Origin of the sequence: Flavobacterium sp. CG_9.1 (assembly GCF_015751645.1) — a bacterium.
Classification (GTDB): Bacteria; Bacteroidota; Bacteroidia; order Flavobacteriales; family Flavobacteriaceae; genus Flavobacterium; species Flavobacterium xanthum.
The window spans coordinates 82,760-97,613 of record NZ_JADOVC010000012.1; the positions used below are offsets into that span (position 1 = coordinate 82,760).

The window sequence follows — 14,854 nt, forward strand, 5'->3', positions numbered from 1 at the left end:
TAAAAACAAAAGTAGTTTTAAAAAAGCTTATATTATTTTTTAAAACTATAAATGTATGTGATTTTGAAAATTAGCATTGCTTATCCTAAAGCAATTTTCTGCAATGTATACGCAATCAATTCATCAACGGCTTTGTACGGATCCTCGCTAAATGTTCCTGAAGCACGATTGGCAATTATAGCGTTTAATGACAATGCATTATGTCCTAAAAGCGCCGAAAGTCCATAAATTGCAGCAGTTTCCATTTCTAAGTTGGTGATTTGGTTGTCACCAAAATTGAAATTATCCATTTTAGAATTCAACGCTTCATCTTGAATATTCAAACGCAAAACGCGCCCTTGTGGACCGTAAAAACCACCGGCAGTTGCTGTGATTCCTTTGTGCATTTGATCACTTGCTATCATTTTTTCCAATTTTTCGGAACATGCGATTACATATGGTTTTCCTTTTCGTAAATCCCAATTGGTGTGTTTCACAAAAGCATCTTCCATTTCAAGATTCGAAACTTCGTCAATTAAATAGGAGCGGAGCATGTTGTCCAATCCTAATCCAAATTTTGATAGTACAAAACTGTCTACTGGAATATCCGCTTGTAGAGAACCCGAAGTTCCAATTCGGATGATATTTAAAGATGTCAAATTTTCTTTTGGTTGGCGAGTTTCCAAATCGATATTAACCAAAGCATCCAATTCGTTGATTACAATATCAATATTGTCAGGGCCAATTCCTGTGGACATTACGGTAATTCGTTTGCCTTTGAAAATTCCAGTTTGAGTTTTGAATTCTCTTTTTTGTGTCGAAAATTCAATACTGTCAAAAAACTGCGTGATTTTTTCGACCCGATTTTGATCTCCTACAAAGATGATATCGTGAGCAATATGTTCTGGTTTTAAATTCAAATGGTATACGCTACCGTCTGGATTTAATATTAATTCTGATGATTGTATCATTTGTTTTTTTGTTTGATGTTTAAGGTTTAAAATTGCTCAACTGAATACTAATAACTGAACACTGACCACTTTTCTAACCTCCAACTCGTTTTACTTTGAATCCTTTTTCCTTTAAGATAATCATTATTTTATCGCGATAATCTCCTTGAATGATGATAGCATCATCTTTAAAAGTACCACCAACACTCAATTTTGTTTTGATTTCTTTGGCTAGAATTTTAAAATCGGCGTCGCTTCCTTCGTAACCCTCAATTATAGTGGTCGCTTTTCCTTTTCGCTTTTCGAATTTACAAATCATAGGTTCTTTTTGAACGTATAATTCGTGCGGAACGGCTTCAACTGTTTCTTCAGGAAGTGGCTCGTGATCTGGAAAAAGATTTTTTAATTGGTCTTGTAAGTCCATAACTTTATAATTATTGAACGCGGATCAAACGGATTTCACGGATTGTCGCGGATTTTTTATTTTCTATTATTTTGATATACTTTTCTAATAAATTCCGGTTTTTTACCAAAGTTTAAAAGTAGTCCAACTTCGCAATTTGTCGCTTTTAGGTAATTGATTAATTGAAATTCATTTGCTTCGACCATATATTCTTGGGCTTTTAACTCTAAGATTACTAAATCATTTACAATAATATCAGCATAATAATCACCAACTTCAATTTCTTTATAATAAACTTTAATTCTTTTTTGCGCTTCAACATCAAAACCATTTGCTTTGAGTTCAAAATACAATGCGTTTTGATACACCCTTTCGAGAAAACCATATCCTAACTCATTATAAACGTCAAAGAATATCTTTATTATCGACTTTGTTAATTCTTCATGTAAAATTGTACCCATAGATAATAATATCAGCGTTTATCCTTAAAATCTGCGTTATCCGCGTTCCTGTTTTTTATAAAATAAAAAGACATCAAGCGAACTCGATGTCTTCCTTGAACTATAAATTAAGAATTACTTTTTAATAAGCCCTAAATCTACTAGACGCTCGTATAAATAATCACCGGCTGTAATATCTTCAAATTGTTTTGGGTTTTCTGCATCAATACAGTTTTCTAAACAATTCAACGGCATATCACTCACTGGATGCATAAAAAATGGAACAGAATAACGGGAAGTTCCCCATAATTCTCTTGGTGGATTAACCACTTGATGAATCGTAGATTTCAATTTGTTATTGGTATGACGCGATAACATATCACCTACATTGATCACTAATTCATCTGGTTCAGCAATGGCATCAATCCATTCTCCATTGTGGTTTTGTACTTGCAATCCTTTTCCTTGCGCACCCATCAACAAAGTGATCAAGTTGATATCACCATGAGCAGCAGCACGAATTGCGTTTGCTGGTTCTGATGTGATTGGTGGGTAATGAATAGGTCTTAAGATTGAATTTCCATCTTTGGCATAATTGTCAAAATAGAATTCATCTAAACCAAGACGCAAAGCCAACGCTCTTAATACATAAACGCCTGTTTTCTCCAGCATTTGGTATGCTTCTTTACCAACTACGTTAAAACGAGGAAGTTCTTTTACTTCAACGTTTTCAGGATATTCTGATGCGTACTTTGAATTTTCAGAAACATACTGTCCAAAATGCCAAAATTCTTTCAAATCTCCTTCTTTTCTGCCTTTAGCATGCTCTGTTCCAAACGAAACATAGCCTCTTTGTCCGCCAATGCCAGGGATTTCATAGCTGTGTTTTGTTTCTAAAGGTAAAGCGAAAAAATTTCTGATTTCACCATACAATTCATCAACCAACTGGTCGTTTAAAAAATGCCCTTTGAGTGCTACGAAGCCAATATCTTCAAATGCACTTCCGATTTCATTTACAAATTTTTGTTTACGTTTCGGGTCGTCCGAAAGGAAATCACGCAAGTCAACACTAGGAATGTTTTGCATACTTTTAAATATTTTTAATAACTTGAAGGCTAAAAACCTTGCAAATACAAATGTAAAGAATAATTTTATATTTGAATTTTAAAATTTACAAACAACACGAAAAAATATAACAAATTAATACAAAACTGTTATATTTTTTTATCTTTGAACCATACAATAAAATTGAAAAAATGATCTTCGACAGAAAAAATCTTACTGACAATCAATTATTAGACTTATATAAAAGAATACTGAAACCAAGACTTATTGAGGAGAAAATGTTGATTCTTATTCGGCAAGGAAAAGTATCTAAATGGTTTTCTGGAATAGGTCAAGAGGCTATTTCTGTGGGAGTCACAGCAGTTTTAGATTCGGATGAGTACATTTTACCAATGCACAGGAACTTAGGAATTTTTACGGGAAGAGACATTCCATTGTACCGTCTTTTTTCGCAATGGCAAGGCAAAGCTAATGGTTTTACCAAAGGTCGTGATCGCAGTTTTCACTTTGGTACACAACAATATAAGATTATTGGAATGATTTCGCATCTCGGACCGCAATTAGGTGTAGCTGACGGAATCGCATTGGCCAATAAACTAAAGAAAAACGGAAAAGTTACCGCAGTTTTTACCGGTGAAGGAGCAACAAGCGAAGGCGATTTTCATGAAGCATTGAATATTGCTTCGGTTTGGGAATTGCCGGTGATGTTTGTCATTGAAAATAATGGTTACGGACTTTCAACTCCAACGAATGAGCAATACCGTTGCGAAAACCTTGCTGATAAAGGAAAAGGCTACGGAATGGAAAGCCATATTGTGGATGGAAATAATATTCTGGAAGTTTTTAATTTGTTATCTGAATTGAAGGCTTCGATGAAAAAAAATCCACGTCCTGTTTTATTGGAATTTAAAACCTTCAGAATGCGTGGACATGAAGAGGCGAGTGGCACTAAATACGTTCCACAGGAATTAATGGATATGTGGGCGATTAAAGATCCAGTTGAAAATTACAGAAAATATTTAACCGAAAACGGAGTTCTTACAACCGATTTTGATGCGGCTTTACATGCTGAAATAAAAAAGGATATTGACGAAAGTCTGGCTATTGCCAATGCGGAACCGGAGATTGAAGCTTCTTTAAGTGAAGAACTAAATGATGTTTACAAACCGTATGTATTTGAGCAAGTTAATCCATCAGAGGAAAAAGAAAATATTCGTTTTATAGATGCAATTTCCAGTAGTTTGAGACAATCGATGAAGCGTCATGAAAACTCCGTAATCATGGGCCAGGATATCGCTGAATATGGCGGTGCTTTCAAAATCACCGATGGTTTTGTAGCGCAGTTCGGTAAAGAGCGCGTCATCAATACACCCATATGTGAAAGTGCAGTAGTTTCGGCAGGAATGGGATTGTCGATTAATGGATACAAAGCGATTGTGGAAATGCAGTTTGCCGATTTTGTTTCGACAGGATTTAATCCAATTGTCAATTTATTAGCCAAATCACATTACCGTTGGTTAGAAAAAGCCGATGTTGTAGTCCGAATGCCTTGTGGTGGAGGAACGCAAGCGGGGCCTTTTCATTCGCAAACCAATGAAGCTTGGTTTACCAAAACACCGGGTTTAAAAGTGGTTTATCCAGCATTTCCGTATGATGCAAAAGGATTGTTGAATACTTCTATAAACGACCCAAATCCTGTGATGTTTTTCGAGCACAAACAATTGTATAGAAGTGTTTACCAAGAGGTACCAAAAGACTATTACACGATTCCATTAGGAAAAGCAGCTTTGTTGAAAGAAGGAAATCAGGTTACGATTATTTCGTTTGGAGCAGCGGTACATTGGGCCTTAGATACCTTGGCTAAAAATCCTGAAATTTCTGCTGATTTATTGGATTTAAGAACTTTACAACCTTTGGATACCGAAGCTATTTTCGCATCTGTGAAGAAAACGGGAAGAGTGATTATTTATCAAGAAGACAGCATGTTTGGTGGAATAGCCAGTGATATTTCGGCAATGATAATGGAAAACTGTTTCAAATATCTTGATGCGCCAGTTAAACGCGTGGCAAGTTTAGACTCACCAATTCCCTTTACAAAAGCATTGGAAGATCAATATTTGCCAAAAGGTCGATTTGAAAATGATCTAAAAGAACTTCTGGCGTACTAATAGTTAAAATTATAATTAGGTTATTTTTAGTGTTTTAATTCTAAAAATAACCTAATATCCAATAGATAATAATAAAAATTAGAATTGTGCCAAAACAGCCACCGCCTAATTTTTTGGCTCCGTAACCTGCGAGTATTGTCTTGAAAAAACCATTCATAAGTTTAAAATTTAGTGATTTATAAAATTAAACTACATTATTAGAATAACAAATTTTAGTTTAACTCAATGAAGATTTTCTTAATCAAAGCGATTTCTTCCTCATACATTGTCTTTTTTCTGGTTGCAAAGTAGAGTGTGTTTTTTAGTGGTGTTTTTCCTTTCCAAATGAGTTTGATTGTTCCATTGTCAATTTCTTTACGGCAAAGAAAATCAGGAACAACGGCTAATCCTTTGCCACTGCTCAAACAACGTACGATAGAATTTAGATTTGGAACAATATAATTAGGTCTGAAATCAGGATGTTTATTGAAATTTAATTGCCAAAAACGACGTAAATGTTCCATATCTCCGGTAGTTCCGTACCATTTTTGTTGCTTTAACCAAAGTTCGATTTCTTGAAAATTTTCATTTTTTGCTACCGAATTGAACTCCAAATCGTCAATTTCTGTACCGCCAACAAGTACAATAGTTTCAGATGAAAATGCTTGATATTCGATTGCATTTTTAACTACCATTTGTGGTGTAATGATTAAATCCAGAATTCCTTTTTCTAAATTTTCAACCATTTCAGGATAATCTCCAAACTGAATAATCACATTAATTGGCAAGGTCGAAATATACTGTTCCAGTGTAATTTGGAATGTTTCAAAACACATTCCCACACTAATTGTTGGCGTATTTTTCTCGGTGCTGCGTTGAAAATTTTTCTCGGCTTCCTCCAATTTAGTTAATGCTTCAATGATAAAATTGTAGAGCACTTTTCCTTTTTCGGTGGGAACCATTTTTCGACCTGTTCTGTCAAATAATTTATAGCCTACATAAGTTTCCAAGGAACTCAGATGCAGACTCACACCAGGTTGTGAAATAAATAATACTTCCGCTGCGCTGGTCAACGTTCCAGTTTTATAAACTGCTTTAAACGTTCGATACCACTCTAAATTTACCATAACTATTATAATTATGATACAAAGGTATGAATTAAGTTATTTTAATAATAGACTTTCTCGTTCTAACTTTGCACTATCAAATTAAAAATACAAATCATGACAAAAATATTTATAATCAATGGCGGACAAAAATTTGGCCATTCTGGAGGAAGATTTAATGAAACCATTTCGAATGAAACCTTGAATTTTTTATGAGGAATAGCGATTTCGAAGTAAAAACTACGAACATCAATGACGATTACAATCCTGTTGCTGAAGTGGAGAAATTTGTTTGGGCAGATGTAATCATTTACCACACGCCATTATGGTGGTTCCAGTTGCCACACGGTTTTAAAAAATATATTGATGTGGTTTTCACCGAAGGTCACGCCAAAGGAATTTATAAAAGTGATGGACGTTCCGCTGAAAATCCGACCATTAATTACGGAACAGGAGGAATGCTTCACGGCAAAAAATATATGTTGACGACCTCTTGGAATGCACCAAAAGAAGCTTTTACTTTACCTGGAGAATTTTTCAATCAGCACAGTGTGGATGAAGGACCGTTATTTGGTTTTCACCGAATGAACGCTTTTACAGGGATGCAACCGTTACAAAGTATTCACTTTCATGACATTGAAAAAAATGCAAATGTTGGAAATGATCTTAAAGTATATCAAAACCATTTAACACAACTATTTTTAAATTAATTATGCCAATAAATCTAACAGTTATCCTAAAAAGTAAACCAGAAAGTAAAGAAACATTGAAATCACTATTACTGGATTTGGTTCAAAATTCAACTAAAGAAGCTGCTTGTTTGCAGTACGATTTGCATCAAAGTGTGGAAGAGTCAACTATTTTTATTTTTCACGAAATTTGGGAAAATGAAGCGGGATTAAAGCTTCATAATGAGCAATCTTATCTTATTTCTTTTTTCGAAAATGTTAAACCATTGTTGCAAGAACCGCCAATTGTTTATAGAACAGAGAAATTAACGTAATAAATAGTGTATAATTTTTAATTTTTCAACGGTAAAAAAATATAAGTTGCTAAAAAGGAGGTCTTGAACCTCCTTTCGTCAATTAAAGTCTTATCGATTAATCAATTTGGCTTTTTCCTTAATAATATCGCTTATTTTTCGGTTTTCAATTTTGCTTTCGAGCCAAGAAATAATATCGAGATAAAGGAAAGCTCTTTTTTCGTAGGTGTTTTTTTCCAATTCAATAAAGCGTATTCTCATTTTTACAAATTCCTTTTTGATATCTCCAGGATAAATGGAGTTCAAGTTTTTCATGAACCGTATAATTTCTTTTTGCACTTCTTGCAAATCGTTCATTTTGAGTAGAAATTTATAGGTGTTTTTCAACTGATTTTCTAAATAATAATCGTTACCCATTTCATAATGTGCAATCAAACTTAATAAACGGGCAAAACACATTAAATCCTCGCGCATGGAAAGGTTCTTGTTGTTTATGATTTTTTCTAAATAGAAAATACATTCTGCATATTTTTCGGTTCCAAAATAGATTGAAGCAAATTTATAGTAAAATAGCATTTCGTGGTGCTCATCAAGGTGGTCCGTATGAACTGTTAATTTATTTAGTATTTCAGGTATTAAATATTCGCTTTCAGAAAAAGTACCTTCCAAAATATGGTAATTCAACTTGTTGTTATACAAGTAAAGAAATGATAACGACGCAATATTATCATTGACGGGAAAACGAGGATCTTTTATCGTATCTTCTAATAATACCAAATATTTTTTAAATTTTGATTTGTATTTCAACATGTATAGGGATTCCAACAGGTAATGATTTCCCTTAAGGAAAAATACTGGATTGAGATATATCATGCTGGGATTATCATAAAAAAGGGTGACCCATTTCAAAGCGTATTTATAACAAGATAAAAAATCCTGAACTAGGAAACTTCTCCAAAGATTAGCATTATAAAACCAATATTTCTCTCTGAAACCAAATTTTTTATCATCAAATTTTGAAAGATGCTTTTTGAAATAATCATCAATATAGGTGTACTCTTCGTCACTTTTCACATATCCAGTTTTCAGCATGATGCCATACAATTGGAGTGATAAATTTGATAATTTACTAGAAATAGTATTGCGATAATTCAACTCTTTTGCCTGAACTACCAGCTCATCTGCTCGACCTTGAATACTTCGGGTAATGTATTGTGCTTCAATTAATTTTTCAAATTCAACAATTTCATACGCCATCAATTTTTCATCATTTTCTAAGGCAAGAATTTTAGTTTTATCCAAGATCTTCAAACTTTGCTTGTACAAGCCTTTATTGTACAATATGGTAGCAAAATCGATTTGTTCCCGCAATTGATATCTAATATTCTGGCTAGGAATATTCAATCGGATGCTAACCAAAATTTGCTTATATAAATATGATTTTAGATTAGATAATTGCACTTTTTTAATGATTCCACTTTTTAAAATTAGCTTCTCATCATACCCATTTGATTTATCTAAAATATTAAATAATTCAATGAATTTTGTATTCGAACTGGTCTCTAATCGACTTGCAAAAATCTTAAATTGTCTTTTTTCAGATTTTGAAAGTGATTTAATTAATACAAACAGAAAATCTTTTTGATGGTTAGCCATTGTAAAATAAAGTAGTATAATATATTATAATTCAGCGGTTTACAAAGTTATTGATTGCTTTATAAGTAGTATATTTCATTAATTTGAATTTTATATTAAAGTAATGAAAGATATTTTTGTTATGAAGTTGTGAAATTACATTAAATAAATGAAAATGAATAGAGAGAAAGTTCAAATTTTTGATACCACTTTGAGAGATGGAGAACAAGTCCCGGGATGTAAGTTAGACACCAATCAAAAATTAGTTATCGCAAATCGATTAGATCAAATGGGTGTTGATATTATAGAAGCTGGTTTTCCAGTTTCAAGTCCTGGGGATTTTTTATCTGTTTCAGAAATAAGTAAGGTTGTTAAAAATGCCATCGTTTGCGGTTTAACAAGAGCTGTGAAAAATGATATTGATGTTGCTGCACAAGCTTTAAAGTATGCAAAAAGACCAAGAATTCATACCGGAATAGGAACTTCGGAATCACACATTGTACACAAATTAAACACCACCAGAGAAGATATAATTGCTAGGGCTAAATTTGCCGTTTCGCATGCTAAATCGTATGTAGAAGATGTTGAATTTTATGCTGAAGATGCCGGCAGAACGGACAATGAATTTTTAGCTCGAGTCTGTGAGGAAGTGATTAAATCAGGGGCAACAGTTCTTAATATTCCAGACACGACAGGATATTGCTTGCCAGAGGAATATGGAGCCAAAATAAAATATTTAAAAGAAAATGTAAAAGGTATTGATAATGTAATTCTTTCCTGTCATTGCCATAATGATTTAGGAATGGCAACTGCTAATTCAATTGCAGGAGCAATAAATGGAGCTAGACAAATTGAATGCACTATAAACGGAATTGGAGAAAGAGCTGGAAATACGGCATTAGAAGAAGTAGTGATGATTTTCAAGCAACATCCATATTTGAATTTAGATACCAATATCAATACGCGTCAACTGAATGAAATGAGTAGATTAGTTTCTGAAAGCATGGGAATGATGGTGCAACCTAACAAAGCAATTGTGGGAGCCAATGCTTTTGCGCATAGTTCAGGAATTCATCAAGATGGCGTGATAAAAAATAGAGCTACCTATGAAATTATGGATCCATTAGAGGTTGGTGTCAATGAATCATCAATAGTGCTGACCGCTAGAAGTGGCAGAGCAGCATTGGCTTACAGAGCCAAAAAAGTTGGTTATGAACTTACAAAAGTTCAATTAGATGCTGTTTATCTTGAGTTTTTAAGGTTTGCCGATATTAAAAAAGAGATTCTTGATACGGATATTCATCAAATCATTGAAGCCTGTAAAATGAATAAGGAATTACTCCTTAATTAAAATATTTTGATTCCCATTAAAATCTAAATCCTACTATTATGAACTTAAAAATAGCAGTACTTTCAGGAGACGGAATAGGTCCGGAAGTAGTTTTACAGACAAAAAAAGCGTTGTATGCCATCGGCGTAGTTTTCGATCATGAGTTTGTATTCGAAGATGCACTGATTGGGGCTGTTGCCATTGAAAAAACAGGAAAGCCACTACCAGACCAAACTTTAAATCTTTGCCTTAATACTGATGCAGTGTTGTTTGGAACTGTTGGAGATCTTAAGCAAGATGGTAATTCTAATACTCATTTAAGTCCTATTCAAGGATTATTAAAGCTAAGACAAGCTTTAGGATTGTATGCTAACATTAGACCCATAAAACCCTACAACGACTTATTGGATTTATCTCCTTTAAAAAGAAAAATAATTGAAGATACTGATTTTGTTATTTTTAGAGAAATTTCAGGAGGATCCTATTTTAGTGAAAAAAAAATCAATAAACAAGGAACGTTAGCTTCTGATTTATGTGAATATTCCGATGAAGAAATTATTCGGATTACTCATTTAGCCTTCAGAACTGCTCAAAAAAGAAGAAAAAAAGTTACGCTCGTAGACAAAGCAAGTATTCTTGAAACCTCTAGATTGTGGCGAAAAATTGTTAAAGAAATTAGTGAAAATTATCCAGATGTTGCAGTAGATTTTTTATATGTTGATAACGCAGCGATGCAAATAATTATTAATCCAAAGCAATTTGACGTCATTTTAACGGAGAATTTATTTGGGGATATTTTATCGGACGAAGCTAGTGTAATTACGGGAGCGATTGGATTGTTGCCTTCAGCATCTTTAGGAAATTCTAGTGCACTTTTTGAACCTATTCATGGTTCATTTCCTGAAGCAAAAAGGAAAAATATTGCAAATCCTATTGCTTCCATACTCTCAGCAGCCATGCTTTTAGATCATTTTGGTCTTCAAGAGGAATCTCGCAGAGTATATGAGGCCGTTGAAAAAGCAATTGAATTCAATGTAGTTACTGCTGATTTAAATCCGTATTCAAAATTTGGAACCAATGAAGTAGGAGACTTTATATCAAATTATATTTTAAGCAAGGACGACTTGTATTTTAAAAGTGATAATGTGTACATAGGACAGTCCACTATAGTTTAGTCTTTAAGAGGTTAAACGTTAACTCTACTTTTTCATATAAAATAAATTACATACAAATTAACATAAAATGGAATTAAATAAATACAGTAAAACCATTACACAAGATGAAACACAACCAGCAGCACAAGCTATGTTGTATGGAATTGGTCTAACTGAAGAAGATTTAAAAAAAGCACAAGTCGGAATTGTTAGTATGGGTTACGAAGGAAATCCGTGCAACATGCACCTAAATGGTTTAGCAAGTGAAATAAAAACAGGAGTCTGGAAAGAAAATTTAGTTGGATTGATTTTTAACACGATTGGTGTCAGTGATGGTATTTCAAATGGTACCGATGGGATGCGTTTTTCTTTAGTTTCTAGAGATGTCATTGCAGATTCTATTGAAACTGTAATGGGTGCGCAATGGTATGATGGTTTAATTGCTATTCCAGGTTGTGATAAAAATATGCCTGGTTCTGTAATTGCAATGGGTAGAGTGAATCGCCCATCAATTATGGTGTATGGCGGAAGCATCCATTCTGGGAAATGGAAAGGAGAATCTTTGAACATAGTTTCTGCCTTTGAAGCTTTAGGAAAAAAATTCAGTAATTCGATTACTCCAGAGGATTTTAAAGGAGTAATTCAAAACGCTTGTCCTGGCGCAGGAGCATGTGGTGGAATGTATACCGCAAATACAATGTCTTCGGCTATCGAAGCTTTAGGGATGAGTTTGCCTTATAGTTCATCCAATCCAGCATTAAGTCCTGAAAAAAAACAAGAATGTATTGATGCTGGAAAAGCAATTAGAATCTTATTAGAAAAAGATATCAAACCCAGAGATATCATGACACGCCAGGCCTTTGAAAATGCCATAACAATGGTAGCTGTTTTAGGTGGATCTACCAATGCCGTCATGCATTTGATCGCTATGGCACATTCAGTTGATATAGAAATTACGTTGAAGGATTTTCAAGATATCAGTGATAAAACGCCATTACTTGCTGATTTGAAACCCAGTGGGAAATACTTAATGGAAGACCTACATGAAGCAGGAGGTGTACCAGCGGTAATGAAATATTTATTAAAACAAGGATTGCTACATGGAGATTGCTTAACCGTTACCGGTAAAACATTGGCTGAAAATTTAGCTATTGTTCCAGATTTGCACGACGGTCAAGAGGTTATTCATGAAATTCAAAAAGCGCTGAAAGCGACAGGAAATATTCAAATTTTATTTGGAAATCTTGCTGAAGACGGTTGTGTGGCAAAAATTAGTGGAAATGAAGGAGAATATTTTGAAGGTGACGCTATCGTTTATGAAAATGAACAGGATGTAATTACAGGCGTTCGCAGTGGAGAAGTTAAACCCGGAAATGTAGTCGTCATTCGGTACTGCGGACCTAAAGGCGGTCCTGGAATGCCAGAGATGCTTAAGCCTACTTCGGCCATTATGGGTGCAGGACTTGGAAAAAGTGTAGCCTTAATTACAGACGGGCGTTTTTCTGGAGGCTCACATGGTTTTGTGGTTGGGCATGTTACACCTGAAGCTTTTGAGGGCGGAGGCATAGCACTGGTCAAGAATGGAGACATTATTACTATCGATGCAGTGAATAATACCATCAACTTGAAGATTTCGGAGGCAGAGTTTGCATCAAGAAAGGCAGAATGGGTACAGCCTGCTCTAAAAGTAAATAAAGGCGTTTTATTAAAGTATATCCGATCAGTTTCAAGTGCATCAACAGGATGTGTAACCGATAAATAAAAGTAAAAAAGCTGTAAGAATTACAAAAAAGTAATTTTTATAGCGGTAGGAAAATAATTCTAATTGATTTTTGACATTGATTTTTGAAAAAGGCTTTTGCTAAAAAAAATAAAAAATGAAAAACAATAAAATATCTGGCGCTGAGGCCGTTATTAGATGCTTACTAGAAGAAGGGGTAAATTTGGTTTATGGATATCCAGGTGGTGCTATTATGCCAGTTTACGACGAATTATATAAATTTAAAGATCAATTACATCATGTGCTTGTCCGTCACGAACAAGGGGCAACGCATGCCGCACAAGGTTTTGCCAGAGCTACCGGAAAAGTAGGAGTCGCTATTGCTACATCAGGTCCGGGAGCAACAAATTTAGTCACAGGAATTGCTGATGCACAAATCGATTCGACACCTATGGTTTGTATTACTGGACAAGTAGGCAAACACTTATTGGGTTCTGATGCTTTTCAGGAAACTGATATTATTGGAATTTCGACTCCTGTAACCAAATGGAATTACCAAATTACGGAAGCTTCTGAGATTCCAGAAATTATGGCTAAAGCTTTTTATATTGCAAAATCAGGTCGCCCAGGTCCTGTTTTAATTGATATTACAAAAAATGCTCAATTTGATGAAATAGAGTTCAGCTATAAAAAATGTACTAGCATTCGAAGCTACAATCCAAAGCCTACTTTAAATCTCGAAAGAGTGAAGGAAGCTGCTGAATTAATAAATGCAGCTAAAAAGCCATTTATCATTTTTGGTCAAGGAATTATTCTTGGTCAAGCGGAAGCCGAGTTAAAAGCGCTGGTTGAAAAATCGGGCATTCCTGCGGCTTGGACTATATTAGGTCTTTCGGCATTGCCAACAGATCATCCATTAAATGTAGGAATGTTAGGAATGCATGGAAATTATGGTCCCAATGTTTTGACCAATGAATGTGATGTATTAATTGCACTTGGAATGCGTTTCGATGACCGTGTTACTGGAAACTTAGCTACTTATGCGAAACAAGCCAAAGTAATTCATTTCGAAATTGACCCCGCCGAAATTGATAAAAATGTAAAAACAACGGTCGCTGTTTTAGCAGATGTAAAAGAGTCTTTAAGCGCTTTGATTCCTTTAATCGAAAGTAAAACGCATGAATCTTGGCACAATGAATTCAAGGAGAAGTATGAAATCGAATTGCAGGCGGTAATTAATGACGAGTTAAACCCTAAGAAAGAAGGAATTTCGATGGGAGAAACCATTGAAATGATCAACAAGCACTCTAAAGGAGATGCTATTATGGTTTCGGATGTGGGACAACACCAAATGTTTGCGTGTCGTTATGCCAAATTCAATTCGACAAAAAGTAATGTTACCTCTGGTGGTTTAGGAACAATGGGATTTGCATTACCTGCTGCTATTGGTGCTAAAATGGGAATGCCAAACCGAGAAGTAGTAGCGATAATTGGTGATGGTGGTTTTCAAATGACCATTCAGGAATTAGGAACTATTTTCCAAACTAAAGTTCCTGTGAAAATTGTTGTCTTAAACAATGAATTTTTAGGAATGGTACGTCAATGGCAACAGTTGTTTTTTGACAAAAGATACGCTTCTACGGAAATGATCAATCCAAATTTTATAGCCATTGCTGAAGGCTATTATATCAAAGCGAAAAAAGTAACTAAAAGAGAAGATTTAGATGCTGCCGTTGCCGAAATGATGGCTTCAAAAGAATCCTATTTCCTTGAGGTTATGGTAGAAAAAGAAAATAACGTATTCCCAATGATTCCAACAGGAGCATCGGTTTCGGACATTCGTTTGTCCTAAAATAGTTTAAAGTTTAAGGTTTAAAGTTGTTGGAAACTGAAAATAATGTTCCTCAACTTTAAACTTTAAACATAAAAACTTTAAACAAAAA

The 14,854-nt window shown here is 34.4% G+C and carries 12 protein-coding genes and 1 pseudogene; 7 read left to right on the top strand and 6 right to left on the bottom strand.

Translation table 11 applies throughout. The annotated features are described in order from the left end of the window. Nucleotides 1–80: 80 nt before the first annotated feature. The 4 genes from IWX83_RS08440 to IWX83_RS08455 form a co-directional block, all read right to left on the bottom strand. Nucleotides 81–950 carry a nucleoside phosphorylase gene (locus tag IWX83_RS08440; RefSeq protein ID WP_196829007.1) on the bottom strand — a complete coding sequence of 290 codons (870 nt, stop codon included), beginning with the start codon at nucleotides 948–950 and terminating at the stop codon, nucleotides 81–83. 73 nt (nucleotides 951–1,023) lie between these two features. Further along, nucleotides 1,024–1,353 carry a translation initiation factor gene (locus IWX83_RS08445; protein WP_073351110.1) on the bottom strand — a complete coding sequence of 110 codons (330 nt, stop codon included), beginning with the start codon at nucleotides 1,351–1,353 and terminating at the stop codon, nucleotides 1,024–1,026. 56 nt (nucleotides 1,354–1,409) lie between these two features. Further along, nucleotides 1,410–1,793: a GxxExxY protein gene (locus IWX83_RS08450; protein WP_196829009.1), complete on the bottom strand. Its 384-nt coding sequence runs from the start codon at nucleotides 1,791–1,793 to the stop codon at nucleotides 1,410–1,412. 114 nt (nucleotides 1,794–1,907) lie between these two features. Further along, nucleotides 1,908–2,858 (bottom strand): isopenicillin N synthase family oxygenase, encoded by a 951-nt coding sequence (locus tag IWX83_RS08455; RefSeq protein ID WP_073351112.1) that lies wholly within the window; start codon nucleotides 2,856–2,858, stop codon nucleotides 1,908–1,910. Between the two features lie 170 nt (nucleotides 2,859–3,028). Here IWX83_RS08455 and IWX83_RS08460 point away from each other — a divergent pair, with 170 nt between their 5' ends. Further along, the gene (locus IWX83_RS08460; protein WP_196829010.1) at nucleotides 3,029–5,005 is read left to right on the top strand and encodes a thiamine pyrophosphate-dependent enzyme; all 1,977 of its coding nucleotides are present in this window, start codon (nucleotides 3,029–3,031) and stop codon (nucleotides 5,003–5,005) included. A gap of 212 nt (nucleotides 5,006–5,217) precedes the next feature. Here the strand turns inward: IWX83_RS08460 and IWX83_RS08465 are convergent, their stop codons facing one another. Then, on the bottom strand, nucleotides 5,218–6,111 hold the full coding sequence (locus tag IWX83_RS08465) for a LysR family transcriptional regulator (protein ID WP_196829011.1): 894 nt from the start codon (nucleotides 6,109–6,111) through the stop codon (nucleotides 5,218–5,220). A 96-nt stretch (nucleotides 6,112–6,207) separates the two neighbouring features. Between IWX83_RS08465 and IWX83_RS08470 the strand changes: the two are divergent. Both IWX83_RS08470 and IWX83_RS08475 read left to right on the top strand, forming a co-directional pair. Further along, nucleotides 6,208–6,800, top strand: a pseudogene (locus tag IWX83_RS08470) (NAD(P)H-dependent oxidoreductase). 2 nt (nucleotides 6,801–6,802) lie between these two features. Continuing rightward, nucleotides 6,803–7,093 (top strand): putative quinol monooxygenase, encoded by a 291-nt coding sequence (locus IWX83_RS08475; RefSeq protein WP_073351120.1) that lies wholly within the window; start codon nucleotides 6,803–6,805, stop codon nucleotides 7,091–7,093. Between the two features lie 90 nt (nucleotides 7,094–7,183). On the opposite strand, the gene IWX83_RS08480 is transcribed toward IWX83_RS08475, so the two are convergent. Further along, the gene (locus IWX83_RS08480; RefSeq protein ID WP_073351123.1) at nucleotides 7,184–8,728 is read right to left on the bottom strand and encodes a hypothetical protein; all 1,545 of its coding nucleotides are present in this window, start codon (nucleotides 8,726–8,728) and stop codon (nucleotides 7,184–7,186) included. 154 nt (nucleotides 8,729–8,882) lie between these two features. Here IWX83_RS08480 and IWX83_RS08485 point away from each other — a divergent pair, with 154 nt between their 5' ends. The 4 genes from IWX83_RS08485 (at nucleotide 8,883) to ilvB (ending at nucleotide 14,763) form a co-directional block, all read left to right on the top strand. Beyond that, nucleotides 8,883–10,058: a 2-isopropylmalate synthase gene (locus IWX83_RS08485; protein ID WP_073351324.1), complete on the top strand. Its 1,176-nt coding sequence runs from the start codon at nucleotides 8,883–8,885 to the stop codon at nucleotides 10,056–10,058. 38 nt (nucleotides 10,059–10,096) lie between these two features. After that, entirely contained in the window at nucleotides 10,097–11,212 is a 1,116-nt protein-coding gene (gene leuB, locus IWX83_RS08490) for a 3-isopropylmalate dehydrogenase (protein WP_196829013.1), read from the top strand. A 67-nt stretch (nucleotides 11,213–11,279) separates the two neighbouring features. Next, complete coding sequence (gene ilvD / locus IWX83_RS08495; RefSeq protein WP_073351126.1) at nucleotides 11,280–12,953, top strand: dihydroxy-acid dehydratase; 1,674 nt, start codon at nucleotides 11,280–11,282, stop codon at nucleotides 12,951–12,953. A 115-nt stretch (nucleotides 12,954–13,068) separates the two neighbouring features. Beyond that, a complete protein-coding gene (gene ilvB, locus IWX83_RS08500; RefSeq protein WP_073351128.1) occupies nucleotides 13,069–14,763 on the top strand; it encodes a biosynthetic-type acetolactate synthase large subunit in 1,695 nt (564 codons plus the stop codon). Nucleotides 14,764–14,854 lie beyond the last annotated feature (91 nt).